Raw genomic sequence first — 25,848 nt, 5'->3', positions numbered from 1 at the left:
TTACCAGTTTCAAGTAGGCTGGAATTTATCGCATCAAGCATGCTTTTCGTCATCATAAAAAGGAATCACCATGTTAAAAGCAATGACATTATCGACCAATAAAGTAAGGCTAGAGCCACTTTCCCAAGCACACCTGGGCCAATTGCAACAGGTAGGCCAAGCAGAAGAGCTTTGGCGCTGGGTACCCAGTCGTTATTGCCAATCCCAAGAAGTCTTGCAAACTTGGTTTGAGCAAACAGCACAGTTTGATCCTCAAGAACAGGTTGTGTTTGCAATTATTGATGCACAGACCAATCAAGTTGCAGGCAATACTCGAATTTTCAGGTTAGATACACACAATTTACAAGCAGAAATTGGCCATACTTTTATTGGTCTAGACTGGCAGCGCAGCCATATTAATACTCATGCAAAATACCTGTTACTTCAGCATGCTTTTGAAACTCTTGGCTTGGTTCGCATTGAATTTCAGACCCATGAGCAAAATCACAAGTCTCGCAGTGCCATTGCTAGATTGGGTGCTCATTTTGAGGGTATTCACCTCAAAAATAGAAAGCTACCAGATGGCAGTTTTAGAAACACAGCCCGTTTTAGTATCATCGATGATATGTGGCCCGATATTAAACAACGATTGGGATCTTGGTTATGAATTATCCTGTCAAAACCTATGTGGAAAGTGACAATAAAGCATTATTTGATGTCATTGAGCGCTTTCCATTGGCTACGATGTTCTGTACAGGTAGTGATACAACACCTTCGCATATATGCCACTTGCCAGTGAGTCTATGCAGAGATACCCTGACTATTTTTGGTCATGCAACACGTGAAAACCCCATAAAACACTTTATTTCGTCATCGGTAGAGGCTGTCTTTCGCGGCCCAGATACTTATCTATCACCCAAACAGGTTGAAGGTATAAAGTTACCCACTTGGGATTATGTAACAGTGCACTGTACAGGCATGTTGGAATCAATTGATGACTATGAACAGCAATTGCTCACCATGCAGCATATTTTGAATGCCTTTGAAAACGACAATGATCCGTGGCAGTTAAGTTCAGTACCAGAAAAACAGTTAAAGGCAATGTGTAACGCGCTCATATTTTTCAAAGTAAAACTCGATACCTTAACCGGGAATTTCAAACTTAGCCAAAATAAAGGCGCTGAAACACGGGCTGAAATTGCCAATCTGTTGTGCAACACCAACCCGCAAATTAGTCGCTACTACGACTAAATAAAACGGTTACAAGGCGCTGCCATCACAGTAACTAACTGCTTGCCATGCATCGTAAGGTCCCGCTCTATCAGGTGCAAAGTTATAGCTCCAATGACGCGCCTGATAAATCACCCCCTGATAGGCAACTTGCTGCCCAGGAGTTTGATATGCTACATCTTTTTGCCAATCGCGTGCTGCGCAGCCGCCAAACTCGTAACCTACCGTGATCGGAATGGAAAGCTCTCGCCCAAAGTCGGCTTCTAGTTGAGTTACGTGAGCATCAACTTCACCACTGTGGTGCAGTTTAATTTCGCCCTTGCCTTTTCGTTGGTTAAAAAACGGGAATGCGAGGCCGTCATGTTCGCTGTCATTAATTTTTAGCGTATAACATCCAGCAGGCACATCTAATGGCAGTGCATGCCAAGCTGTGTTCGAAAACGTTGGCCAGTGCTTTACAGTATTTTGGTCTCTATCAACTATGGATACGCTGGTTTCCGCCCCTTGTTTTCCCGATAACAAATGTAAGACGGCACTTTTATCTAGCGCAATAGGCGCCTTCATTTTCACTGTTTGAGCGTTATTAACGCCTTGTTGATCCGCGGCGCTTCGCACAGCAACAGTAAGTTCAGAACCATTGGCAGCAAACCTGCCCATGTATGCTGTCGCAAAGTTAATTTGCTTGGTTTCACCCGCAGGCAGTTCACCTTGCCAATAATATTGTTGTACCTTTTGTCCTTCAACCCCATAGTCAAACCAGAGTTCATCAATGTCAGAGTTTCCTAAGTTTTCAACTTCTACCTCAATCTCACCACAAGACATACTAAAGCGATCTGGCATCGCAGCGTTAGGTTTTAAAACTCGCTTAAGTGCAATATCTTCCTTGAGGTCATAATCACCATAAGTCACTAACAGCGCACTCACAATATACCGAGGAGCATCTTTCCCATATTGAGAAGGCTGCCAACTGTAAGCTTGCCAATCAAGGTCAAATAGAGAGTCTTGGTTGTCTGTAGAAACAGAAAAACTAAATGGCGTTATTGCTTCCCCTGGGCACCAATTTGCACGAGAAAATAAGTACGTTCCCCCCTGAGGAAAAGTTGCACTCTGATCGCAGGTATCACGCCATAAATTTTGTTTAACGACTAACTCACTGTCCTGACTGAGCGTGAAATAACGGTCGCACCACTCTCCACACAACTCTGCTTTACCTTCGGGGTTGTCATAAGATAGCGCGTGGCCGTGCGCCGACACTATCATCTTAATTTCAGCATGCTTTTCACCCGCTTCAAATGTCACTGTTTTAGCAGGTAGTAAATTGGCAAAATCCTGTGCCGTTTTATATGGCCAACCTTCGGAGCCCGATTCGTACAGCGGGATCACTCGTTTCACCTGTCGATTGTAAAAACCCGGTTGAGAAATTAGCTTTGCGCTCACACCAAATGCACTTTTTTTCGCGCCCCATCCGCCGTAATGCACATTAAATGTGCCTTCACCATTTAATACCGGAGCAAGGTGAGAAACATCAAAATAGTAGGTTCTTCGCCAGCTGCGGTCAAAACCGTGCATTCCTCTTTGCATGTAGCCCGCATAAGGCGTGATCAAACGCCCCATTTCATAGCGAGTGTCTCCTTGGTGCCACTCAAACCTCACGGTGTAATCCCAATCACTGCACCCTTGTTCAGCACACCCTAGTTCAAGTTCAAGCACATGTCGTCCACTGGGGTCTACTGGGGTTAAGTTGACAGCAAAACGGTGATCACCATGTTGAGTAAATGAGGTATATTCTGTCAATACTTGCGTTTTAGCCTCAGCCGCGAAGCTCAACCACGCAAGAAATACGTAAAAAATCGCTTTCATCACACAATCCTTGATTACAAAAAATTAACATAACCATACGGATTGCAAGAAAACATGTAAAGAGCAGCTGTTCCTTTTTTACCTAAATATTTAAATAATAATGGAAGGATTTTAAGCATCAAAAAAAGCCGCCTAACGGCGGCTGGTTGGAAACATCAATAAACAATTAACAAGGAATAAGGGAAAAAGTAAAAGCGCTTAGTCGAGTAATTTATTTGCGCCAATTGCGATTTTTCGCGGTTTCATAGCTTCAGGTACTTCGCGTTCTAGATCTATTTTTAGTAAACCATTTTCTAAATCTGCACCAATCACTTTAATGTGATCGCCCAGTTGAAATTTACGTTCAAAGTTGCGCTCTGCAATGCCTTGATGAATGAACTTTCGTTCTGATGTGGCGTCTTTGTCTTGTTTCTCACCTTTTACGGTCAGCGTGTTATTTTCCGATTCAAGAGTCAGCTCCTGTTCGCTGAAACCTGCAACGGCCATGGTAATTTGGTACTTATCTTCGTCTAAGGCTTCAATATTATATGGCGGGAAACCCGACTGTTTTTCTGAACTTCTTTGCGCTGAGTCCATCAACGTTGCCAAGTGATCTAGGCCGATAAATGAACGATAAAGTGGTGATAAATCAACTGTACGCATAAGTGTATCCTCATAAAGCGATATAACGCCTAATTCACTCTTCGAGAAGCAGGAAATAGGCTTATTAAACAATATATTAAGTAAATTTCTGGCCCCTTACGGCGACCTCATAACTATATCTATGGACACACTGAAATGATTTCAAGAAAGAATACGAAAAAAAGTCACACTTATCATTAACACTTTGATTATTAAAGATTTAAAATAATCATTTTAGGAGCGCAACAGTGTCACGCTCTTTTTTTACTTTAAAATAGGGTCGCATCAGAGGGGGTCATGCTTTCTTTGAACAAAAAGCGTAACTCTTGTGGTGGCTTTTTCAAACTACCTAAAATTGCGCTTATCTTCTCTGCGTTATCACCAAATGCTTCTACCATGCCTATTAAATCATCACTTGAACTGGCTATGAGTTCATCCAAATCATTTTCGTCTTGAAGATCAAACTGTGAAATAAGACCCGAGTCAAACAGTTGCTGTTTAAGGTTTGTGTTTGATTTCGCCTTCGTGTCTTTTAAACTCGCCAAGATCTCTTTGTTCGTTTTTTCAATCGAGAGAATTTGCTCCACCATCTCAGCTCGTCGATTGAGATTGCAAATGGCAAGCTCCAGCGCATCCATAACATGCGCGCAAATGTCGCTTAACTCTCCAACGTTTTTAACCAATAAAATACTGCTTCGCCAGTTAAAAACCATAGGACCATGATCAAACTGATGGACACGCTCAAAGTCTTCATGGTGCAACAGTAACTCTTTCTCAAGCTTTGCAACGTTGCCAGATGTACTGCGAAAAAGGGTTCTGTCTTTAAAATGAACGACAGCACGAAGATCCAAACTCGACAACGTGTTGATAAAGATTTTTTGTAGTACTTCAAGATCGCTACAATAGTGGGTTGCTTGCATAAATAACCCAATGGTTTTCATGCTGGCATTTTGTCTTTGTAAATCCAGCAATAAGCACTCTTTTTCAGCAATGTCGGCATGGGCTTCAAAATAGTCATGATCAGCCTCTAGAATTGCCACAACCTTGCTTTTAAGCTCTTCTGGGTGAGTTGTTTTGCACACATAATCGTTTGCCCCAATTTCAAACGCTTTTAAGCGGCAGTCTGACGAAGACAAATTGGATATAAAAACGATGGGTGTATGCCGCAGGTGCTCTACTTTCCTAAGCTCAGAACAGGTCGCATAGCCATCCATACCTGCCATCACAATATCTAGTAAAATGACATGGGGTTTTAACTCAATGGCCTTTTTTAAGCCTTCTTCACCACTGGATGCAACACTGACGTCATATTCCGCGAAAACCTGTGAGAGTAAAGTACGATATGTGTTGTCATCATCAATTACTAAAATTCGGACGCTCATCCCAACTCCAATTCATTGTTGCTTTCTCACAATATAGACGTTAAACGACACTCCGTTACAATTAGCCCACAATTATTTAAAAAAAAGGGCTGCAAATGCTGCAACCCTTTGGTCCCTCTACGGAGAGTGTGAAAAATGAATTTTTACCCTTGATATTAAAATTGGATATTCATACCTGCGTATACATACCTTCCAAGTGTGTCATACGTGTACGGATCGGTATTTGAATCATTGTTTCCTGAGTAATAAGGAGGTTGCTTGTCAAACAAATTATTGATCCCACCTGTCAATTTGATCGTATCGCTCACAAAGTAACTTCCTGAAATATCGTGATAAACCATACTTGGCGTACTCGGAGCGTAGCAACTACTTGGATCCTCTAGACAACTAAAGCTATCCATACCAGATAAGTAACGTACTTTGTAATTGGCACTCCATGTCTCTGCTTTTACCGCCAACGACAAGCTCGATTTAATATCCGCATAGCCGCCCAAGCCGGAAGTGATCAGCCCGGTGTAGTCGACCGTTTCTCCTGCCATAGTTACTGTGCGCTCTTTCAAGATTGATGTGTCCCAACCAGCGCGCCAGTTTAAACCTGCAGCATCAAAGCTATAGGCGACATTGACATCATAACCTTGCGTTGTTTCGTCACCAATATTTTGCAACTGGTTGTTAAACGTCGCTTTGCCATTAGAGATTTGCATGTTGGCTGAAGCACATACCGGCGAACTTTGATTGATCAAACCACCATTACTATCAACGCAATTGTCGATGATGTACTGGTTATTAACTTCACTAATCGCATTGGTAATTGCAATGTCGTAGTAATCTAAAGTCAGTGACAGACCTTCAATAAAACCCGGCTCGTACACTAAACCAAAGGTCAAAGTGTCTGCTTCTTCAGGCGTTAAGTTGGCGTTACCCCCCACTATCACTTCAGCTTGACTGTCTAACAGAGGATGAGAGATCTGCTCAAACGATGGCGATTTACCGCCGTACAATTCATCCACTGTAGGTGCTCGAAATGCCGTTGATTTCACACCTCTAAACATTAACTGATCATTTAATTTCCAAGTAAATCCAAGCTTCCAAGTAGAGTCACTACCAAAGCTGGAGTAATCAAATGCTCTGATTGCAGCGCTCAGATCTAGGTTTTGCGCAAATGCTTTGTCCGCCAAAACAGGAATAGCAAACTCAACAAACGCTTCATTCACATCGTATGAACCACTGGTTGGTTCAACTTTAGGGTCGTTGGCGAGACCTTGTGAGGTAAGTGAATCTGGCGTATACCAAGCTTTTTCTGTGCGCTTTTCAATACCTGTTGCAAAACCTAAATAGCCTGCTGGCAACTCTATAATATCTCCAGCCAAAGATGCACTGAAGTTCAACATTTGGCTGCCACCCGTATTTTGCTCTGTATACAAGTAATCAGTCATATTGTCTGCTGACCAAGACGCCTGATCGAGTGGGTTAAAATTACCCAGTTCTATGTCTTCGGTTAAACTGCCAATGTTGTGCAAATTTGATAGTTGGTCAACAGAGTCATTGCGACCAAAATTAACTGCAACATCCCAACTCCAATCATTATCTAGTATGCCTTCAACACCAACAACCGTTCTCACTGTGTCAACGACCTGTGAGAAGTCTCGTGTGCCAGTGTCTGTCATACGACGACGATAGTGAACTGTATCGCCATACTCTGCACCATGCTCTAATAAATCATCCCCCATCGCTTCAGTATAGGTAAAATCAAACCATACTGGTTGCGGTGCCATTTGTTGCTCAGACCACCGCTTGGAGTACATTGCTTCAGTGAACAATGTGGTATTGTCACTTAATTCATAATTTATAACGCCAGTCAGGTTTAACCTCTGCATGGGAGTGTACAAATAACTATCTGAAGCATAATTGTAAGGGTCCGTTTCTGGATTATATTCAGCATAATTCCCCTCTTTGTCACCCTGTAACTCTTTTCCATTCTCAAGATAAAGGTGACCGTTTGGCGTGATTGTTGAACCACCACATGTTAGCGATTTGCCCCCGTCAGTCTCACTTAATGGGCATGAAGAAAAGTCTCTGTCTGCTTGACTCGCAGATCCACGCTCCATGTATTGAACGCCAAATACCATGTTGCCTTTGTCAAAACTCGTACCCACTGTCAGGTCGATATTGTGCTGCTCTGCATCTCCCTCACCAGATAAGCCAGTCTGAGCATTGAGTTCTGCGCCTTCAAAATCATCTTTTAAAATGATGTTTACAACACCTGCTACGGCATCAGTGCCATAAACCGCAGAAGCACCGTCTTTTAACACTTCAATATGCTTGATCATGGCGACCGGAATAGTATTTAAGTCCACCGTTGACGCAGCCCCAGTTCCTGAATTGATCATTCTACGGCCATTGACCAACACCAGTGTTCTCTGTGCCCCTAACCCACGTAAATTGATGCTCGCGTTTCCACCAGAACCATTGTTTACTCCGGGGTTAGTCATGGCCCCTGCCGCAGCTGTGATGTCTTGTAAAACATCATCGATCGTCACGGCACCGCTCGCTTGGATAGCATCAGCACCAATAAACGTGACCGGGCTGGCAGTTTCCATATCAGAGCGTTTAATACGAGAGCCTGTTACTTCTATTTTCTCAATTTGTGCGGCCTGCTCATTTGCAAATACAGGGGAGATTGCGCCTCCTGTCGACATTGCTATCGCTATACTGATCGCGGTTTTCTTCATAGATACTTTCCTAAATTGATGTTGGTTTTACTTGCCATGGCGCTTAACTCGACATTAGAGCGAGAAAAATGAATGAAAAATTAATAAAAGCGCAATAAAAACTCACCTAACAATGTTTACTCGCAAAATTGCCACGCTTTTGAATTTAAAACCATTTAAAATGATAAATATCAACAACTTAAAAATATTGAAAAGATAGGAAAAGATGCGTAAAGATGCGTTTTCGGTTGTAAATCAATGTTACTTTCACTATTTACAAGGTGAAAAATGAGATTTTAGGCCGAAAACAAATGCAATATTCACAACAGTTGAACATTCGAAATTGAGCGTTTTTTAATTTTGACAACAAATCATCCAAGCGTAAAAAAACAGAATTATAAATTATTTAATATCAATCAATTAGGTGATATCAGAACAAAAAAGTTAAAACTCTTTAAAAAAATGTGAAATAAAAGAAAGCAGTACTGGGTCTTGCTTAGTGTCACTCAATTAAGGAGAAATTAGCCATGACAACTTTAAGTAAACCAGCAACTTACTATCCAAATTATGAGGTAAACGCCGATGACATCATGACAGTTATCGAGATTTGCCACCCCGACAGCCCTTACAAAAAACGTGCTTTTGATATGATCCAAAATGCACAAGTAAAAAAAAGACACCTCATCATGCCTTTGACAGATGTTGTCAAACAAGGTGACTTTGGAGAGCGGGCAAAAGTATACCAAGATGCAGCCATCGAAATGGCTGAAAATGTCGCCCGTGAAGCTATCCACAATGCCAGACTCAACGTGGATGAAATTGATATGGTTATCGCCACCTCTTGCACTGGATTTATGATGCCATCTTTAACTGCGCACCTTATCAACCGCCTATCACTTAGACCTGATACAAAACAGATCCCAATAGCACAAATGGGCTGCGTTGCTGGCGCCTCTGCAATTGGCAGAGCATTTGAATATTGTGAACACCGACCTGATAGAAACGTACTAATTGTGTGTGTTGAAACGTCATCACTGTGCTTTCACAAAGAAGCTGGCCGCCTTCAAGATTTTATCAGTAACTCACTATTTGCCGATGGCGCTGCCGCTGTTGTTATGCGCGGAGACGATCAGATTTCAGGGCTGCGGCTAACTCACAACCAAAGTGTCACAATTGAAGACACCATGCCCTACATCGAATACCAACTGACCGACAAAGGATTTAAGTTTTCTCTGGACAAAGACGTGATGCATTCAATTCCGCATGTTGCGCCTTACTTGCAGTCATTTTGCAAAGACAAATTGGATATCGATGCCAATAATGTCGACAATACGATTTTTCATACTGGTGGACGGCGCATATTAGATGAACTAGAGCGCTGCTTAGATCTGGCACCTGAAAAGGTTAAACACTCACGAGCATGCTTGGCAGAAACAGGCAATACTTCGAGTGTTGCCGTAATCGACGTGCTGCGCCGAACTTTTGAGCATGCAACCAAAGGGGATACCAGTTTACTTGCTGCATTTGGACCTGGCTTCACCTCAGAGATGAGCGTAGGAGTATGGCAATAAGCAAACAGTAAAGTGAAGACGGGCGATAAGCCATTTTACTCATCAAACTGAGCTAAATGGCTTGCCATATTCGTCATGCATCTTCTTCAATTTTCAATAGTAGTGCTTTGATGCCGTCTTTTGCGTTTAAAATATGGCATTTCAAGTATTCACACGCGCCGTCAATGTCTTTGTCACGACATAATTGCAACAACTGCCTGTGTTCTTCGGGCGCAGTGTTAATACCGCCAGCCAATAAAATATGCATACGCACGTAACGTTCAGAGTTTTTGCTGTAAACAGCAACGAGCTCTCTTGTTTGAGGACGATTTGCGCGCCCATACAACTTGTTGTGAAACTCTGTATTGAGCTTGCCTGTCGCTAACTGAGAATCCCCCGCTTCAACGGCGTCTTCTAAATCGGCTAAAATCGCTTCCGCTTCCAATAGATCGCGGTTGGTTAAATGCGTGATTGAGTGTCGAAGTAATTCGGCTTCTAACAAGGCACGTAAATCAAATATTTCATCAATTTGATCGGCACTTAAGCTCGTTACCGTTGCGCCTTTATGCGCTTCAAAATTCACTAAGCCTTCCGCTTCTAATTGCAGCAAAGCCTCACGAACTGGAATACGGCTTACATTAAGCTCTTCGGCGAGTGCAGCTTGACGCAACGGCTCTCCAGCTTTAATTTCACCGCTTAAAATTTTGTCTCTAATCGCTTCGGCAACAAGTTGAGTTCTAGTTTTATGTACAATCGCCATAGGGTTAATCAAAAATTTACAGTGGCTTACATTATACGTAGCTAAATCTAAATTGCACGTGAGCCACACTTGAACTTTGTTAAGTTAATCCAATAGTAAAATCTACTTAGTAAAAAAGTAGACTTTACTGAGTAAAAATAGTTACCTACCCCTACTTTACTATTGGTCACCTTGCACACATAACGGACGTAAAAACCTCGTCATTGCTTTAGTGCCAACGGAAGTACTTCGTACATCCGTGGAGGAAGGGAAAGGTCCGCCATGATTCATAGACATACACACTTCTACACCGGTAGGTGCTTGACTGTATATAATACGCCCGACTTTATAACTCAATGCCTCAATCAACGCGGCTTGCTCCTTCAGCTCTTGAGTTTCACCGTAAATACTTGCCGTCAATTGACCTGCTAACCCGTCAATGGCCAGCAATAGTTCATCATAACTTCTGTATTTCACAAGTAAGGCGCAAGGTCCAAACACCTCTTCCTGCAGGTCCGCACTTTTCAAAAACTCTTGTATATCACAGCAATACAAATGTGCAGACGCATGATAATCCTTCGTTTGTGGTCCTTTTGCGAGCAGCGACACTGCGTCATGAGCAGTCAGCGCAGCAATGCTGCGATTGAAAGCCTGTAAAATTCCCGGTGTGAGCAAAGTATCCGAAGGTGTAGCTTCGATCGCTGTAGTAGCAGCTTCAACCAAATTGTCATCTTCACTCGGTACAAACCAAACGCCTGGACTTGTACAAAATTGTCCATGACCCATTGCCATAGAGCTCACCAATTGAGTCGCTAACACGCCACCTTGTTTTTGGCTGTAATCTTGTAAAACAATTTGTGGGTTTACGCTTCCTAGTTCGCCATAGAAAGGGATTGGCTCTACCCGCTGATGAATTGTTTTAAGCAGTGCATTTGCCGCACCTAAAGACCCTGTAAACCCTACCGCTTTAACAATAGGCTCGCTCACCAATTGATGAGAAATCTTGTGTTCACTGCCTTGTAGCATAGAAAACAAGCCGTCAGGCATGGCACACTTTTCAATTGCACTGGCTATTGCTTTGGTCATTAATTCATTCGTTGCAGGGTGCGCTGGATGGGCTTTAACAATGACCGCACAACCAGCCGCAAGGGCTGAAGCGGTATCACCACCTAGGGTTGAAAATGCATAGGGGAAATTTGATGCACCAAAGACGGCAACAACCCCAACAGGCAAATAAGTCAACGCCGTTTTAGGTTTTGGAATTGGCGCTCTTGTCTCGTCACCTTCTTCTGCACAGCTCAGTTTCAACGGAGCTAAATCTTGCTGTAATACATCAGCAAATACGCGTAACTGATTTACCGTACGCATGCGCTCACCTTCAAGGCGCTGACGAGGTAAATTGGTCTCTAACATGGTGGTTTCAATAAGAATATCACCAAGCGCTAAGATCTCATCCGCGATGGTATTTAAAAATTCGCTACGCTGCTGATTTGGAATACTTCGATATTGTTTAAAAGCTGCGTGCGCTGCATCAGCAGCCTGTGAAATTTGCTCGCCCGACACTTCATAAAAGCGAGTCGGTAAATATTCATTAGTGCCAGGACAAAACCCTTGAAAAACGTCATCACGGTTGTTTTCAAGCCACTGTCCAGCAATATAACTCAAACCTGTAAATGTCATGATTGCCTCCTGTTTTTTTGATGTGTGCACAAAATAGTTAGATCACTTGAAACCCAAATGCATAGGGGTCATCGTCGTCAACGGTTATACAATTGGTCCCCGTTCGAATGGCCCAGCCCTGAATACTCGGACGAATTGCAGCTTTGCCTGCAACTTCGGTTACCTCTTCTATTCGGCCGATAAACTGGCTACCTATGTAGCTTTCGTGGATAAATTCTTGTTGCGGATGCAGCTGTCCCTTTGCAAATAGTTGAGCCATACGTGCGCTTGTGCCAGTGCCACATGGCGAGCGGTCAATGGCTTTATCTCCGTAGAAAACCGCATTGGCCGCTGAGGAATTTGGTTTTTGAGGTTTGCCAGTCCAAAGTACATGGGATGCGCCAGATACACTTGGATCTTCCGGGTGGATACAATCAACTTTTGCGTTGACCGCTGCCCTAACCTCACGACTTAGTTTTATTAACGTATCGGCATCTACTTGCTCAGTGCCTTTGAAATTTGCTTGAGGCTCAACGATAATATAAAAGTTACCACCATATGCTACATCGACCACTAGCTCTCCCAGCCCCGATACTTCAATCGCCAATTCAGAATGAGCTAAAAATGCAGGGACATTTAATAATTTTACCCATTTCACCTTGCCCTCGCTTTGCTCATACTCGGCATTAACTCTCCCTGCAGGCGTGTCGATTTTTACCGTTCCAGGTTGCTTGGGATGAAGTAAACCCTGCTCAAGCGCGAAAGTTATGGTACCAATGGTGCCATGACCACACATAGGTAAGCACCCAGAGGTCTCAATAAAGAGAATACTGATGTCTCCATCTTCAGTGCAAGGTGGGTAAAGAAAAGCGCCCGACATCATATCGTGACCTCGAGGTTCGAACATCAAGGCTTTTCTGATCCAGTCATACTCGGCTAAAAAGTGCTGCCGCTTGTCAGCCATTGTGGCCCCCTTTAAATTCGGGTGGCCACTTGTGACAAGACGTACAGGGTTGCCACAAGTGTGGCCATCAATACAAAAAAATGTACCCCTGTTCATGTCGATATTCCTTAATCAAGCTTATATTTGCTTAGGTCAATACGATTAGTGATTGCTTCATCATACAGACGACTCACATAAGCCTTGTCTTCTTGACTCAAAGTCAAACGTGGCGCACGGGTTTTCTCGCTACCACGTCCTGCAAGCTGTTCTGCATACTTGATGCATTGCACCAATGTTGGGATCGTATCTAAACGCAGCAATGGTAAGAACCAACGCCACAACTCTCTGGCTTCTTCGTATCTACCTTGTTGAGCAAGCTTGTAAATCGCCACTGATTCACGCGGGAATACATTGGTCAAACCTGAAATCCAACCTGTTGCACCTAGCATTAAGCTCTCTAAAGCAATGTCGTCTACACCGCCAAATACGACAAAGCGATCGCCAAATGCAGCAAATAGCTCGCTAATGCGGCGAGTATCTTCAGTGGCCTCTTTAACCGAAACAATATTTGCTTCTTGAGCAAGTGTACGCATACCCTCAATCGAAACATCAACACCATAGGTGATTGGGTTGTTGTAAATCATAATGGGCAATGCGGTAGAACGTGCTACTTGCTGATAGTGATAAATCGCTTCTCGCTCGGTAGAGCGATACACCATGCCGGGCAACACCATAAAACCGTCAATTCCGATTTCTTCAGCATCCTGTACAAATTCAACTGCTAGCGTAGTTGTTGTTTCAGCCACACCTGAAATTAAGGGTACGCGACCAGCCACAACTTCTTTTGCCATGGTCAAAATTTGTCGCTTTTCTTCTGCACGCAAAGAGCAATTCTCACCCACAGTACCCAAAACAATAATGCCGTGTACCCCTTCTTCGATCAGTGAATTGATCATCGATTTGGTCGTGTCAAAGTTAATCGATTCGTCATCATTAAACTGTGTGGTTACCGCTGGGTAAACCCCCTGCCATTCTACATTCATGGTTTTTCCTCTGTTATCGTTCTTGCTTTTTACTATAGGTATATTGTATACAATAATCAATATTCTATTTTAGGAAATTTCATAATGTCAGAGAAAAACCATGAAAATTAAATCTAAAACATTGATACATATAAATTTATTTTTTTACGTTAGCAATAAGCATTACTTTTAAGCGATAGATGCAATTTAAAATGGGGGTAAAATAATGACCAAAAATAAAAAAATTGCAGTGATCGGAGCAGGAATTGTCGGGTTGTGTAACGCGCTTCAGTTACAGCGACACGGTTATCAGGTTACTCTGTTTGATCCCAATGGGATTGGCACAAAATGCTCAATCGGAAACGCTGGACATTTTGCAACCGAGCAAGTTTTTCCACTTGCGGATAAAGCCTTACTTGGCAAATTGCCAAAAATGCTCATGGATAGTTTGAGCCCATTGAGAATTGATTGGCGCTATATCCTTAAAGCATTGCCTTGGTTTGCAAGGTTTTGCGCCAATATGCCAACAGAAAAATACCGACTAAACAGCACGGCACTCAAGGCTCTTAACACCCCCGCCCTCGATTCATACAAACGATTACTGGGCGACAGCTTTAATGATCATATTAAACTCAATGGTAGCCTGTTAACTTTTGAAAATTTCAGCCTCAGGGAAGTTGAAAAGGTGTATCACACTTATTCATCTAACGGTGTAAATGTCGAATTGCTTGATAGACAAGCGGTGCATACTTTAGAGCCCCAGCTGAGTGATCAGGTCAATTATGCATTGCTGTTTAAAGATGTTGGGCACACGCCAGACCCTCATCAGTTATCTCTTTGTATTTACGATATGTTCGTAAATCTTGGCGGGGAATTTATAGAACAAGCAATTACTGAAATAAACGTCCAGAGCAACTCAGTTGATCTCACAACACAGCAGAGCGAACATAACCAGTTTGCCAAGATTGTGATCTGTACTGGCGCTTGGAGTAAAGACCTTTGTGCACAATTGGGATACAAGCTTCCAATTGAAGCGGAACGTGGTTATCACAATATGCTCAGCACACATGCGTTAACGCGACCTGTGGCTTCTGCAGATAGACAGTTTATCATGACCCCGATGCAATCAGGATTAAGGTTGGCTGGCACTGTTGAATTTGCCGGGTTGGATACTGCACCTCTTTACACGCGCGCCGCGCGCCTACTCACCCACGCAAAAGCAATGCTCAAAGCCTTTGCAGATGTTGAGCAAGGCACCCATTGGATGGGCCCTCGACCATCATTACCCGACTCCCTACCTGTGATTGGGGCAGCCCCAAATCACCCAAATGTAATTTTTGCACTGGGTCATCAACACTTAGGATTAACACAGGCCGCTATCACCAGTGAACTCATCGCAAACGTAGTTGCAAAGCAGCCAACTGTATTTGATATTACTCCCTACAGCATTGCTCGCTTTCAGTGATGCTGGATTTTAACTAACTAGGATATATTTATGATAGGTATAGGTTTTCAAACTAAGCAGGCAGCCTTAGATAGCCTCAATGATATGACCGCTGGGGCGACCCCCATTACCGAAGCCGAATATCGCGCACGCATGCACAAAGCTCAAACTTATATGCGTGAACACGACATTGATGCTTTATATCTCAATGCTGGTACAAATTTAAAGTATTTCACCGGATTGAGCTGGTCAGCCAGCGAAAGGCTGGTTGGGGCTTTATTACCTGCAAATGGTGATGTCTGTTTTATCGCTCCCTATTTTGAACTTGGTACTATCAGCGATTATCAAGTTGTTCAAGGTAAAATTTATGCTTGGCAAGAAGAAGAGAGTCCATATCAACTGCTTGGCCAAGCTTTGTCAGAGTGTGGGATTGAACAATCTGCAACTCTGGCAGTCGACGAAAGCACAGCTTTTTTCACTGTTGACGGGATAGTAAAAGCTAATTCGCAATTGAATGTGATCAATGCTCATAAAGTTACTAGCCATTGTCGTATGCATAAGTCAGAGAATGAACTGGCCTTAATCCAGCGAGCCATGGATATGACCTTAGCTGTGCACCAAGCTGCAGCTTCAATGCTCCATGAAGGCATTACCACCACTGAGGTTGAAGCATTTATTGAACAAGCACATAAAAAGGTCGGCGCGCCGGGTAACTATTTTTGTATCGTGTTATTTGGTAAGGCATCTTCGTTCCCACATGGTGTCAAAGAACCACAAACACTTAAAAAAGGTGATGTTGTTCTTATCGATACTGGATGTAAGTTACATGGGTATCTCAGCGATATCACACGTACTTATGTGTATGGAGAAGCCACTGAGTTCCAACGTGAAATGTGGCAGCATGAAAAGCAAGCACAGTTGCAAGCATTTAATGCAGCGCAAATTGGCGCAACATGCGGTGATGTAGATCATGCAGCAAGAAGCTACCTCGCGGCGCAAAGCTTAGGGCCAGACTATCAGCTGCCAGGTTGCCCACATCGAACCGGCCATGGGATCGGGTTAGATATTCATGAACTTCCCTATCTCGTCAAAGATAATCCACAGGCGTTGGCACCGGGCATGTGTTTTTCAAACGAACCCATGTTGGTGGTCCCTGATGAATTCGGTATTCGTTTGGAAGATCACTTTTACATGACTGAGGCCGGAGCCAAATGGTTTACTGAGCCAAGCCATAGTATCGACGACCCATTTGGGCTAGAAAAATAAGCAAAAAGCTGCGAGTAGTGACTCGCAGCTTTCTAATATGACAATTAGTTTTGCTGCTCTCGGATCCCTTGTAAATTAACTTTACCCGAGCCGTCATCAATCAATTCAAATGACTGTGCATTTTTTACCGTAATACTGCCTGAGCCATCATCGACAGACACTTTACCCGACACATTTTCAACAACAATTTTCCCCGAGCCATCCTCGATAGAAACATCGCCTTTGACATCCTCCACAGAAACCTTACCAGAGCCATCATCAATAATAAGCTCACCCTGCACTCCTGAAACTTCAATGCCGCCCGACCCATCTTCAATTTCAAGTGCTACCAAGTTGTCAGAAACTTGAATAGAACCTGAGCCATCATCGATATACTTAATACTCACACCTGACACATCGAGTGAACCCGAACCATCTTTGATCCGAGTCACAAGTGACTTAGGCGCTGTTATCGATAGATGAATCAAAGTGTAATTAGTTCCGTGGTGACAGACATTGGACTTGAGTAACGCTTTACCGTTTGACTGCGTAAGATCCAAGCAGTAGTCATCACTTTCTTGAGATTGATAGATTTTTGCTGTTACGCTTATTTTATCCGTATCTGCACCAACTACACGTAACTCTCCTGCCCCAGCTTCTATTTTAAACTGGTCAATTTCTGCGACAGGCAAAGACAATGAAGTACTTTTTACAAACTCAAAGTCAGACGAGTAAAACTGGTGAGCCGACGCGTTAAGTGAACAAGCCGCCAATGCGGCCATCATGAATGCTTTCATCTTATGGTCCTTGTTGTTTGATATTTTTAACTTAAGACGCAGCGGATGAAAAAAAGGTTTAAACGCAGTGAGATTTTTTAGAAAACATATTAACTGTCAATGCTTCCAGCTCAAGTTGCAAGCTCGACTGGCTAATTCAGGGGGAGGGTTTGTGATACCGCTCGGAGTAAATTCGTTCACATCTTTGATACTATGCTGTTTTTGAAAGTCTACTGCTTGATAGACCACAATTTGTCAGCAATTTTTACCAATTTAATAAGCGTATTGAGCTTATTCGATTAGAAAAAATATTTAAATTATTTATTAGATTTCATTGAAATTAAAAAACGAAAAGGTATTAAAACTAAATATTAGCTTAAGAAAAACCCAAAGCGATGAAATAAAAACCAAATTATAAAAACAATCATTTTTATATTAAATTAGCCAGCAAGAATCATTTAAATGCATAAAATAATCCTTGCCCACTTATTAATTTTTTTAAATTATCATTTCCCAATAAAGGAGACTGGTTTACTTACAGCTAAAAGAGAGATTTATCTGGTAAGGTTCGCCCATTGAATCTTCAGCAATTCCGCCACCGATCCACATTGCAGTACCAACATCATCAACATGGCCCCCACCAAAAATAGACATACCAGCACCGGCTACTTCAACAGCTTCAGCGAGATTGCGATTTTTCAAATACTCTTGCTCAGGCATTGACCCCATATATGTGATCGTTTCATTGATAACATAAGCTTGTGAAGCACCATTCTCTGTACAATAGTGGTTAGCTTGGTCCAGCGCTTCTTTCCCCGCTTTCTCTCGAGTTTCTGCAGTTAAATTAGCGTAGTGCTTGCCATCTTCTGCTGGCCTTACATTGTTGTGATGTGCACACCCACTCGCCAAAACGGCAATCAAAGATACTGTCAAAAGTTGTTTCATTGTTTTCCCCAATCATGTTTGATGAACAAAGCATAGGCCAAGCCGCTGTGTGAATCAGTCAGGGAGTGTTTAAAAGTGTAATTCCTGCAACAAAAACTTTGACAATTAACCAAATTCGTAAAGTTTAGACTCAACCTTTACAAGCAAAAATTGCGCTTTTGCAGTGTTAGAACGCTTGATGAAAACCTTAACACGAAAGAATGATACCAAACTCGCAGTTACATAATTCAGTTCAAGACCAGTACATAGCCAGCTAAAGCATGCTCGAAAGCTAGCCAGTCAATCTCATCACTATATCAATCTAAGAAAGATGACGTTTTCTTAAAAAGAAGGAGGCAAAACCACACAAGGGAAAGAACAAACAAATAATAAAGCATCCGAAACTACCGTTCTCAACAAAGTTCTAGCACTTAAACGTGCTCAAATTAATTTAAAAATAACGTCACAATTATACCACCTGGTTAAATAACTATTAAGAGCAAGCTTGTATAAATTGAAAATAATATGAAGAAAATCATCTTTAATAAATATTCGCATAAGCAACATATCTAATTAATAAATATACATAAAATATATACCTGAAAAATCGTAGCTAATTGACTATGTGCTTTTCTGCTCATTCAAAGCTCAAGCTGTTAGAAGATATAACGCGAGATACATAAAGTAGTGAGAACAGCCATTTGCTTTATCCATTGACCTTGTCAAAAGTTTCCGCATCTTTTGGATTCAGCAGCTTGGTTTGCACTCCTAGATAAAGGGTGTACAGCTAAGATCTCACCAATCCTAAGGTTTGCTAGTATCGCGGTTATGCCTAGTCAATCGACTGCTAAATCACACTGATATGGTCTATGAACATGCCTTCAATTTACCCATAGGTTACTCGTTGTGAACGCTCGAATATGAATGGTTATTAACCGCAAAAGCCCTTCCCTGTCTATAAAACGCTCAAACAAACCGAATAAACATGCATCATCCATTGAATTTCTATATCATCCGCGCGATTAAAATTAAAACTTAGGACAACAAGTATGAGTAATTCACAGACGGGAGATCCCCGCTCTATGGCAGATATGGGCCATAGCCGCTGGACCCAACATGACACAAATTGGGTATTAAGCCTATTTGGTACTGCCGTAGGCGCTGGGATCTTGTTTTTACCAATAAATATTGGCATTGGTGGATTTTGGCCACTACTGATCATGGCTGTGCTTGCTTTCCCAATGACTTATTTAGCCCACAGAGGGTTAGCCAGATTTGTGCTTTCGTCAAAAAACAATGACTCTGATTTTACAGACGTAGTTGAAGAACACTTTGGAGCAACCAGCGGTCGCCTTATTTCCTTGCTGTATTTCTTTTCAATTTTCCCTATTTTACTTATTTACGGTGTTGGATTAACCAATACAGTCGACAGCTTTATGGTGAATCAACTGGGAATGGAATCCTTACCACGCATATTGCTCTCAGGTGTGCTCGTTGCTGGTATGATAGCCATTATGCTTGGTGGTGAAAAGCTCCTACTACGCGCTTTTGCTATTTTAGTTTACCCTCTTGTTGGCGTTTTGCTGTTCTTATCGCTATACCTGATCCCTAACTGGCAATTGCCCGCCATTTCATCGCCAGACATGGGCTCATTGACAGAAACACTGTGGCTCTCTGTACCCATCGTGGTATTTTCATTTAGTCACGCCGCGGCTATTTCTAGTTTCGCAAATACGCAGCGTAAGCACTACAAATCTGAAGCGACAGTCAAAGCCGAAAGAATTTTACGACATACAGCACTTATGCTCATTGCATTTGTTTTACTATTCGTCTTCTCTTGTATATTTTCACTCACACCTGAACAAATGGCCGAAGCAAAAGAAGCCAATGTATCGGTTCTATCCTACTTAGCAAACGTGTACAACAATCCATTTATCGCAACATTAGGACCACTTGTGGCATTCATTGCGATCACATCGTCATTTTTAGGTCACTTTTTAGGGGCAAGGGAAAGTTTTAACGGTCTACTGACCAAACAAACTTCTATTGGCTATAAAACTGCAGATAAGATTGGCGTGGTGCTGATGTTCATCTCTATTTGGATTTGTGCCGTAATTAACCCGAGCATACTAGATATGATGGGCGCTATATCCGGTCCAATTATCGCATTAATCTTATTTGTGATGCCGACAATCGCCATTTATAAAGTGCCGGCACTACAAAAATATAAAGGGAACTTAAGTACTTACTTTGTACTGATTGTTGGATTACTTGCCGTATCTGCATTGCTGTTTAATATGTAGCTCTTTGCAAAAAGGTGCAATCGCTATAATTGCACCTTTCTACTTAGGTTCTTTGGCTATCAAATACGCCTGATCTCGACCATTAGTCTTTGCCAAATACAGACCTTCGTCTGCTTTTTGGATTAAATCTTCGATATTATCATAAGCGCCATAGTGGCCCACTGCGACACCCGCACTCACCGTCACTACATCAAACTGGGACTTGCAATGCGGGATCTCTAAGCCCTTTACCGCTTTTACTATCGACTGAGCAATCTTGAGTGCTCCCTCTTCACTGGTATTGGGAAGTAACACCGCAAACTCTTCTCCACCATAGCGAAACACACTATCAAGCGGCCGGTTAACCATTTTCATCGCTATTTTTGCCACATCTTTGAGCGCATCGTCCCCTTGCAGATGCCCGTATTTGTCGTTGAACAATTTAAAATAGTCGATATCCAACATGATGACTGACAAACACTGCTGTTGCCGCAAGTTTTGCCTGAACAAACGCTTGCATTCCATATCAAAGTAACGGCGATTAAATACCTCTGTTAAACCATCAAAAAATGAATACTGCTTTAATATGTCTGTTTGACGCTTGTATTTTAAGTGTGTCCGGACTCTGTTTACTAAAGTTCTAGCAACAATAGGCTTTCCTAAAAAATCGACAGCCCCGGCATCCCAGCACAGTTCTTGCTGGTTTTCATTGGTATTTGAAGTCACAAAAATAATTGGAATTTCATTAAGCTCATCCATTGCTTGAATTTTTTTACACGCTTCCAAGCCAGTCATACCACCTAAAATCCAGTCCATCAAAATCAAATCAGGCGCGGATTTTAAGCAGTAGTCGATTGCATCTTCGGCGCAGTCGACTGCGTCAACTTTACACAGCCCCTCTAAACAAGCACTCAGTACTTTTTGCGTCAGCGCAGAGTCTTCTACAATCAAAACTAAGCTATCACTGAGGTCGTCAATTTCCTTAAACACGCTACCCTCTACAATAATTAAACATGCCTATGTTGTTTATAGCGAATACTTTTGTCCCCCACAAGATCAAAAAGTGAAATCATATAAAAAATACGTTTATAGCAGCATAGTACTCTCATATAAAATCACTTTAAACTATCAAGAAGAGACTCTAATTCAATGACTTATCAGGCCAAAACTTGGTTCCTTTTACAGTAGCCTGTAGCGCCAAACCACTTTGCGTTAAGGTGTAAACCGACATGTCACCGTAATAAACTTCGCCTTGAATTGCAGCGCCCTTTTCAGAGGCTTTTGCTGCCGCATCGGCATTCCCGCCAAAGGTCCAACCATTACTCACAAAAGTATCGAGTGCTGCGGCAGTATGAAAAACGACGATAAGACGATAATCTTTGACGCCTAGGCCCAGCCCAACTCCACCTTCAGCCATATTCATATAAGTAAATTGACCAGTTTGATTGTTTTGCACCACGCCATAACCTGTGCCCGCTGAAACCAATAGTAAGTTAATGTTGGCATTTGAAAACACAGCATAGCCAACTGCTGATCGCAGCTGAGCTCGGGTATCTGGTTTCTCTTGATACAATTGCGCCAATGTTTCGTTTTTCATCTTTATTATTTGTGCACGTTTTTGCACGTTATCTCCCGACCCCATCGATGCACAACCACCGATTGCTAACATCATCAGTAAAACACTGGCTTTAAAAAAATACGTCATTTTTTACTCCTCAATTACTACCAATATTGCCCAAGCTTTATGCTACAGTGCACCAGTAGCATAAGATGCAAGCATGAAGTTTAGCCTAAGATGAACAACGCAATACACACTTGAATAAAAGTGTAGAGTGAGCTTGGAAAAGTAGTTTGCAAAGAGTAAAAATAAAAAGGCCACCATAAAATGGTGGCCTTTAACACATCATGGGTAATCATGAAAGGGATAAATGTGAAAACAACTTCATTGTAGCGGCTAGGTAGTAAATTAAAATCATATTATAATGGTCAATTAGTTCGGTTTTTTCGAACATTCTTCCGCCCAACACTCCCATTTCGCAATCGTTTGAGGTTATTTTACGCTTTCATGGTCATTTACTCGATTTATTGATTGTGACCTTTTACCATACACAAAAACTATATATAGACACTATGCATTATCTTTCATTTGTAACCGTACTCTGGGCATTTTCATTCAGTTTAATTGGTGTATATTTGGCCGGACAAGTAGACTCTTGGTTTGCGGCATTTAGCCGTGTTGCCATCGCGTTATTGGTTTTTTTGCCGTTTACCAAGCTTACCGATGTAAAGCCACAAATTGCTGTTAAATTAATGGCGATTGGTGCAATCCAAATTGGTCTAATGTATGGATTTTACTACCATTCTTTCCTCTACCTCAGCGTACCAGAAGTGCTGCTTTTTACTGTAATGACGCCTGTATACATCACCGTGATCAGTGATCTTCTAGAGAGAAGAATGCGGCTTCATCATCTCTTTGTAGCGCTGATAGCGACAAGTGGGGCAATCACCATTCGTTATGCCGAACTCAATGAGGACTTTTGGTTTGGGTTGATGCTAGTGCAAGGTGCCAATATCTGCTTTGCTCTTGGCCAAGTGTTGTACAAGCGTTTACTTGCCACAGAACAGCTACCAGCACAACATACCTGCTTTGGTTTTTTCTTTTTTGGTGCACTCATAATCACAGGGCTCAGCTACATTATTTTAGGAAATGAAAATAAACTTCCTACGACTCAACTGCAGTGGGGGATATTAATTTACTTGGGACTGGTCGCCTCGGGCCTAGGTTATTTTTTATGGAACAAAGGCGCGACACTTGTCTCCGTCGGTACATTGGCAGTTATGAACAATGTACTTATCCCAGCTGGAGTGATAGTCAACATAGTAATATGGAATAAAAATACAGAGTTAACCTCACTGCTCATAGGCAGTGGCATTATTTGTGTTGCGCTGCTCCTAAACTTTATGTTTGAAAAAAATGCTGCCAACAAAGAAACGGCTTCGCACTAGCCAAGCCGCGCTCAACCTATAGCGTTTTTAGAAAGTGAATTTTACTGTCTGTGCCATCCTCCAGAGGGTGGCAGGCAACAATGTGATAGTTATTTTTTAAAAGCATCATCAACATAGACTTAAAACGATTCATAGATTTAACTGCAATGCTATGAAACCCATTCGCTTTACACCAGCTCTCCTGTTCAGTTAATAAAGCTTGTGCAATGCCTGCACCACGGCATTGGGGTATCACGGCACCTAACCAACTATAAAAGCGTCGCGCATCGACTGCATACCCTAACTTGTAAGCTACAGGCAAGCCATCTACTTTCGCTATCAACAGTAAAACTTTTTTCCCTCGCAATCGAACGTCTAAAATCTCTCTGCTTTTAGGTGTTGCAAATTCAGGGATTTGATTTTCTATTTTTAAAAGTTCTTCAACACAGCCCTGTTCAATATGCCACTTCATTTATCGCTCCAACATCGCCTTTTTACATTTTTTGACATGCCGTCTGGCTATTCGTTATTTCTTTGGTCAATTTTCTTACTTATCGACTGAGCTTTCAACTTTTCTCAAATTAAATTATTGAAAAACCGATTTTTTAATGGTTATAGCAGAGGAATATTTAACCACTCCCTGTAAAAAACAGCTGTAAAAATATTCTCAAAACTCGTTCAAACAGGATATTAAAACACCTAGTTAGTTGCAAAACTGTAAAAAAACCTTTGACAAAGTTCAAAATACAACCAATTATTTAAAACGTTCCAACTCAATTGGCAATAATAATGCCTGTGAAAGAATAACAACAATCAAGAAGCCAATGAATACAGCGGAACAAATCACAATCACTTTTTGGAACGATACAAGGTTGAACATATGAAAACTCAAATTACACACGTGTCACTTAAGAAAACTAGCTTAGCCTGCCTACTAAGCGCTCTTTTTTCTGCGTCAGTCATCGCCCAAACAGATCTCACATCTGATAATCCAAATGCGATCACCGCATCGGGAGAAAATGGCAGTTTTGAGGGCAGGACAAAGGCGTTTGATAATAATAAATACAGTAAATGGCTTACTTTCTCGTCATCGGGTTGGATAAATTACCAGTTTTCTCAACCACAAAGAGTGACTTCCTATACTCTTACCTCAGCAAATGACGTACCAAGCCGAGATCCTCAAGATTGGCAACTCCAAGGCTCCAATGATGGTGTAAATTGGTTTACCCTTGATACCAGAAACAACCAATCATTCAGCAGCCGACATCAAACTAAACAATTTACAGTAGCAAATCCGCAAACCTACTCATTTGTAAGGCTCAACGTATTCTCAACAAATGGCGCCAACATTCTACAAATCGCAGAAATCGAAATGTTCGCTTCAGATATCGTAACGCCACCTAATACTCTGCCTATTTCACAAAGCAACACATTGAATGCCGGACAATGGCAGCACTTTGGGCCGTTTAATGTAGCGAACAAGGTTGTCGCAACGACCTCGGGTACAGGCGATGCAGACCTATACATGCGACGAGCAGCTCAGCCAACAACTCAAACTTTCGATTGCGCTAGTACTAGTCCCAACGCTGATGAGTCTTGCTCACTACAAGGTAATGATGTGTATGTCTCAGTATATGGCTATTCAAATACAAGTTATACCATTAACATACAAGAAGAAGTGACTACCCCGCCAAACGGTGAATGGAAAAAACCACAAGTGAACTTCGTTGATGTGGACCCGCACACACAAGGCTCAATATTATTCAAACGTATTATCTCAGATCCAGCAGGACATATGGCGAACCGCTGTGTCGACGTCGCAAAAATCCTCTATCGTGATGCAATTGAATCAAACAGATTCCGGAATCTACAATTTGAATTGAGAGCCAAAGATCATTGGGGCAATGAATTTGTTGCCTACAAAATGGGAGAAGACGGTTCTGGTGAAATGACCATTGTTGTTAGCACCAGTCACTTAGAAAAAATTTACCGCGATAATGGAAATTCAGATTCAGCGATCCGCGATGAAATAGACGGTATCTTATCTCATGAAGTTACCCATGGTTACAATAACTCTCCACTTACTCACGACAACTACGGAGATGGCAAAGCCTATTGGGCATACACAGAAGGGCTTGCTGATGCAGTGAGAATAGGAGAAGGTTTACATAAAACCCGCACGCCTAACGTCAATGATCCAAAAAAATGGCTCGGTGGATACACCACAACAGGATTTTTCTTACACTATGTCAGAGTAACCCATGACCCAGACTTTCTTTATAAGTTTAACAAAGCAGCGAAAGATCTAGGCAATTATACCTGGTCATTTGACGCAGCCTTCCAGCATGTATTAGGTCGTGGTGTTGATGAGCTATGGCAAGAATATGTCACCTTTATAAATAATGGTGGTCAATTACCTTACTAACCCCAATAAAAGCGAGAGTGAAATACCTCTCGCACACTCTCACCGAATTAACGGCAGCTGATTGGCTTTTA

Annotated in this window: 21 protein-coding genes; 8 read left to right on the top strand and 13 right to left on the bottom strand. The window is 42.1% G+C overall.

The features are described from left to right. Positions 1-70: 70 nt before the first annotated feature. Positions 71-646, top strand: coding sequence for a GNAT family protein (locus MHN81_RS09360; protein ID WP_023402104.1), 576 nt, complete (start codon positions 71-73; stop codon positions 644-646). Then, positions 643-1,230: an FMN-binding negative transcriptional regulator gene (locus MHN81_RS09355; RefSeq protein WP_239425601.1), complete on the top strand. Its 588-nt coding sequence runs from the start codon at positions 643-645 to the stop codon at positions 1,228-1,230. The genes MHN81_RS09360 and MHN81_RS09355 overlap by 4 nt, the downstream gene beginning before the upstream one ends. Positions 1,231-1,239: 9 nt before the next feature. Here the strand turns inward: MHN81_RS09355 and MHN81_RS09350 are convergent, their stop codons facing one another. From MHN81_RS09350 to MHN81_RS09335, 4 genes are all read right to left on the bottom strand, one after another. Continuing rightward, entirely contained in the window at positions 1,240-3,069 is a 1,830-nt protein-coding gene (locus MHN81_RS09350) for a peptide-N-glycosidase F-related protein (RefSeq protein WP_239425600.1), read from the bottom strand. 198 nt (positions 3,070-3,267) lie between these two features. Continuing rightward, complete coding sequence (locus tag MHN81_RS09345; protein ID WP_023402101.1) at positions 3,268-3,711, bottom strand: Hsp20 family protein; 444 nt, start codon at positions 3,709-3,711, stop codon at positions 3,268-3,270. 248 nt (positions 3,712-3,959) lie between these two features. Continuing rightward, positions 3,960-5,072, bottom strand: a complete 1,113-nt coding sequence (locus MHN81_RS09340) for a response regulator (protein ID WP_239425599.1) — start codon at positions 5,070-5,072, stop codon at positions 3,960-3,962. Positions 5,073-5,227: 155 nt separating this feature from the next. Further along, a complete protein-coding gene (locus tag MHN81_RS09335) occupies positions 5,228-7,804 on the bottom strand; it encodes a TonB-dependent receptor (protein WP_239425598.1) in 2,577 nt (858 codons plus the stop codon). 506 nt (positions 7,805-8,310) lie between these two features. Between MHN81_RS09335 and MHN81_RS09330 the strand changes: the two genes are divergently transcribed. After that, positions 8,311-9,354 (top strand): type III polyketide synthase, encoded by a 1,044-nt coding sequence (locus tag MHN81_RS09330; protein ID WP_023402098.1) that lies wholly within the window; start codon positions 8,311-8,313, stop codon positions 9,352-9,354. 73 nt (positions 9,355-9,427) lie between these two features. Here MHN81_RS09330 and MHN81_RS09325 read toward each other — a convergent pair whose 3' ends face one another. From MHN81_RS09325 to dapA, 4 genes are all read right to left on the bottom strand, one after another. Further along, a complete protein-coding gene (locus tag MHN81_RS09325; protein WP_023402097.1) occupies positions 9,428-10,093 on the bottom strand; it encodes a GntR family transcriptional regulator in 666 nt (221 codons plus the stop codon). 159 nt (positions 10,094-10,252) lie between these two features. Beyond that, positions 10,253-11,752, bottom strand: coding sequence for an aldehyde dehydrogenase (NADP(+)) (locus MHN81_RS09320; RefSeq protein WP_239425597.1), 1,500 nt, complete (start codon positions 11,750-11,752; stop codon positions 10,253-10,255). 37 nt (positions 11,753-11,789) lie between these two features. Further along, on the bottom strand, positions 11,790-12,791 hold the full coding sequence (locus MHN81_RS09315) for a 4-hydroxyproline epimerase (protein ID WP_023402095.1): 1,002 nt from the start codon (positions 12,789-12,791) through the stop codon (positions 11,790-11,792). A gap of 11 nt (positions 12,792-12,802) precedes the next feature. Next, positions 12,803-13,717 (bottom strand): 4-hydroxy-tetrahydrodipicolinate synthase, encoded by a 915-nt coding sequence (gene dapA, locus MHN81_RS09310; protein WP_023402094.1) that lies wholly within the window; start codon positions 13,715-13,717, stop codon positions 12,803-12,805. Between the two features lie 205 nt (positions 13,718-13,922). Here dapA and MHN81_RS09305 point away from each other — a divergent pair, with 205 nt between their 5' ends. Both MHN81_RS09305 and MHN81_RS09300 read left to right on the top strand, forming a co-directional pair. After that, a complete protein-coding gene (locus tag MHN81_RS09305; RefSeq protein ID WP_239425596.1) occupies positions 13,923-15,161 on the top strand; it encodes an FAD-dependent oxidoreductase in 1,239 nt (412 codons plus the stop codon). A gap of 30 nt (positions 15,162-15,191) precedes the next feature. Then, a complete protein-coding gene (locus tag MHN81_RS09300; protein WP_023402092.1) occupies positions 15,192-16,406 on the top strand; it encodes a Xaa-Pro peptidase family protein in 1,215 nt (404 codons plus the stop codon). A 44-nt stretch (positions 16,407-16,450) separates the two neighbouring features. On the opposite strand, the gene MHN81_RS09295 is transcribed toward MHN81_RS09300, so the two are convergent. Beyond that, positions 16,451-17,182, bottom strand: coding sequence for a hypothetical protein (locus MHN81_RS09295; RefSeq protein WP_023402091.1), 732 nt, complete (start codon positions 17,180-17,182; stop codon positions 16,451-16,453). Between the two features lie 510 nt (positions 17,183-17,692). Beyond that, positions 17,693-18,106, bottom strand: a complete 414-nt coding sequence (locus tag MHN81_RS09290) for a hypothetical protein (RefSeq protein WP_023402090.1) — start codon at positions 18,104-18,106, stop codon at positions 17,693-17,695. 1,028 nt (positions 18,107-19,134) lie between these two features. Here MHN81_RS09290 and MHN81_RS09285 point away from each other — a divergent pair. Next, on the top strand, positions 19,135-20,388 hold the full coding sequence (locus tag MHN81_RS09285; RefSeq protein ID WP_023402089.1) for an aromatic amino acid transport family protein: 1,254 nt from the start codon (positions 19,135-19,137) through the stop codon (positions 20,386-20,388). Between the two features lie 39 nt (positions 20,389-20,427). Here the strand turns inward: MHN81_RS09285 and MHN81_RS09280 are convergent, their stop codons facing one another. Both MHN81_RS09280 and MHN81_RS09275 read right to left on the bottom strand, forming a co-directional pair. After that, positions 20,428-21,357 carry a diguanylate cyclase gene (locus MHN81_RS09280; protein ID WP_239425595.1) on the bottom strand — a complete coding sequence of 310 codons (930 nt, stop codon included), beginning with the start codon at positions 21,355-21,357 and terminating at the stop codon, positions 20,428-20,430. 151 nt (positions 21,358-21,508) lie between these two features. Beyond that, complete coding sequence (locus MHN81_RS09275; protein WP_023402087.1) at positions 21,509-22,072, bottom strand: YSC84-related protein; 564 nt, start codon at positions 22,070-22,072, stop codon at positions 21,509-21,511. Between the two features lie 425 nt (positions 22,073-22,497). Here MHN81_RS09275 and MHN81_RS09270 point away from each other — a divergent pair, with 425 nt between their 5' ends. Next, positions 22,498-23,373 carry a carboxylate/amino acid/amine transporter gene (locus MHN81_RS09270; RefSeq protein WP_239425594.1) on the top strand — a complete coding sequence of 292 codons (876 nt, stop codon included), beginning with the start codon at positions 22,498-22,500 and terminating at the stop codon, positions 23,371-23,373. A gap of 16 nt (positions 23,374-23,389) precedes the next feature. Here the strand turns inward: MHN81_RS09270 and MHN81_RS09265 are convergent, their stop codons facing one another. Further along, positions 23,390-23,824, bottom strand: a complete 435-nt coding sequence (locus tag MHN81_RS09265) for a GNAT family N-acetyltransferase (protein ID WP_239425593.1) — start codon at positions 23,822-23,824, stop codon at positions 23,390-23,392. A gap of 408 nt (positions 23,825-24,232) precedes the next feature. On the opposite strand from MHN81_RS09265, the gene MHN81_RS09260 reads away from it, so the two are divergent. After that, a complete protein-coding gene (locus MHN81_RS09260) occupies positions 24,233-25,777 on the top strand; it encodes a basic secretory protein-like protein (protein WP_239425592.1) in 1,545 nt (514 codons plus the stop codon). The last annotated feature ends 71 nt before the right edge of the window (positions 25,778-25,848 follow it).

Origin of the sequence: Pseudoalteromonas sp. Of7M-16 (assembly GCF_022347805.1) — a bacterium.
Lineage (GTDB): Bacteria > Pseudomonadota > Gammaproteobacteria > Enterobacterales > Alteromonadaceae > Pseudoalteromonas > Pseudoalteromonas luteoviolacea_F.
Note: the sequence above shows the minus strand (reverse complement) of the source record. Positions and strands in the feature narration are given on the sequence as shown.

Excerpts from the sequence above, each read along its gene's own strand:
- MHN81_RS09360 (WP_023402104.1), top strand. The coding sequence starts at position 71 with ATGTTAAAAGCAATGACATTATCGACCAATAAAGTAAGGCTAGAGCCA.
- MHN81_RS09355 (WP_239425601.1), top strand. The coding sequence starts at position 643 with ATGAATTATCCTGTCAAAACCTATGTGGAAAGTGACAATAAAGCATTA.
- MHN81_RS09350 (WP_239425600.1), bottom strand. The coding sequence starts at position 3,069 with ATGAAAGCGATTTTTTACGTATTTCTTGCGTGGTTGAGCTTCGCGGCT.
- MHN81_RS09345 (WP_023402101.1), bottom strand. The coding sequence starts at position 3,711 with ATGCGTACAGTTGATTTATCACCACTTTATCGTTCATTTATCGGCCTA.
- MHN81_RS09340 (WP_239425599.1), bottom strand. The coding sequence starts at position 5,072 with ATGAGCGTCCGAATTTTAGTAATTGATGATGACAACACATATCGTACT.
- MHN81_RS09335 (WP_239425598.1), bottom strand. The coding sequence starts at position 7,804 with ATGAAGAAAACCGCGATCAGTATAGCGATAGCAATGTCGACAGGAGGC.
- MHN81_RS09330 (WP_023402098.1), top strand. The coding sequence starts at position 8,311 with ATGACAACTTTAAGTAAACCAGCAACTTACTATCCAAATTATGAGGTA.
- MHN81_RS09325 (WP_023402097.1), bottom strand. The coding sequence starts at position 10,093 with ATGGCGATTGTACATAAAACTAGAACTCAACTTGTTGCCGAAGCGATT.
- MHN81_RS09320 (WP_239425597.1), bottom strand. The coding sequence starts at position 11,752 with ATGACATTTACAGGTTTGAGTTATATTGCTGGACAGTGGCTTGAAAAC.
- MHN81_RS09315 (WP_023402095.1), bottom strand. The coding sequence starts at position 12,791 with ATGAACAGGGGTACATTTTTTTGTATTGATGGCCACACTTGTGGCAAC.
- dapA (WP_023402094.1), bottom strand. The coding sequence starts at position 13,717 with ATGAATGTAGAATGGCAGGGGGTTTACCCAGCGGTAACCACACAGTTT.
- MHN81_RS09305 (WP_239425596.1), top strand. The coding sequence starts at position 13,923 with ATGACCAAAAATAAAAAAATTGCAGTGATCGGAGCAGGAATTGTCGGG.
- MHN81_RS09300 (WP_023402092.1), top strand. The coding sequence starts at position 15,192 with ATGATAGGTATAGGTTTTCAAACTAAGCAGGCAGCCTTAGATAGCCTC.
- MHN81_RS09295 (WP_023402091.1), bottom strand. The coding sequence starts at position 17,182 with ATGAAAGCATTCATGATGGCCGCATTGGCGGCTTGTTCACTTAACGCG.
- MHN81_RS09290 (WP_023402090.1), bottom strand. The coding sequence starts at position 18,106 with ATGAAACAACTTTTGACAGTATCTTTGATTGCCGTTTTGGCGAGTGGG.
- MHN81_RS09285 (WP_023402089.1), top strand. The coding sequence starts at position 19,135 with ATGAGTAATTCACAGACGGGAGATCCCCGCTCTATGGCAGATATGGGC.
- MHN81_RS09275 (WP_023402087.1), bottom strand. The coding sequence starts at position 22,072 with ATGACGTATTTTTTTAAAGCCAGTGTTTTACTGATGATGTTAGCAATC.
- MHN81_RS09270 (WP_239425594.1), top strand. The coding sequence starts at position 22,498 with ATGCATTATCTTTCATTTGTAACCGTACTCTGGGCATTTTCATTCAGT.
- MHN81_RS09265 (WP_239425593.1), bottom strand. The coding sequence starts at position 23,824 with ATGAAGTGGCATATTGAACAGGGCTGTGTTGAAGAACTTTTAAAAATA.
- MHN81_RS09260 (WP_239425592.1), top strand. The coding sequence starts at position 24,233 with ATGAAAACTCAAATTACACACGTGTCACTTAAGAAAACTAGCTTAGCC.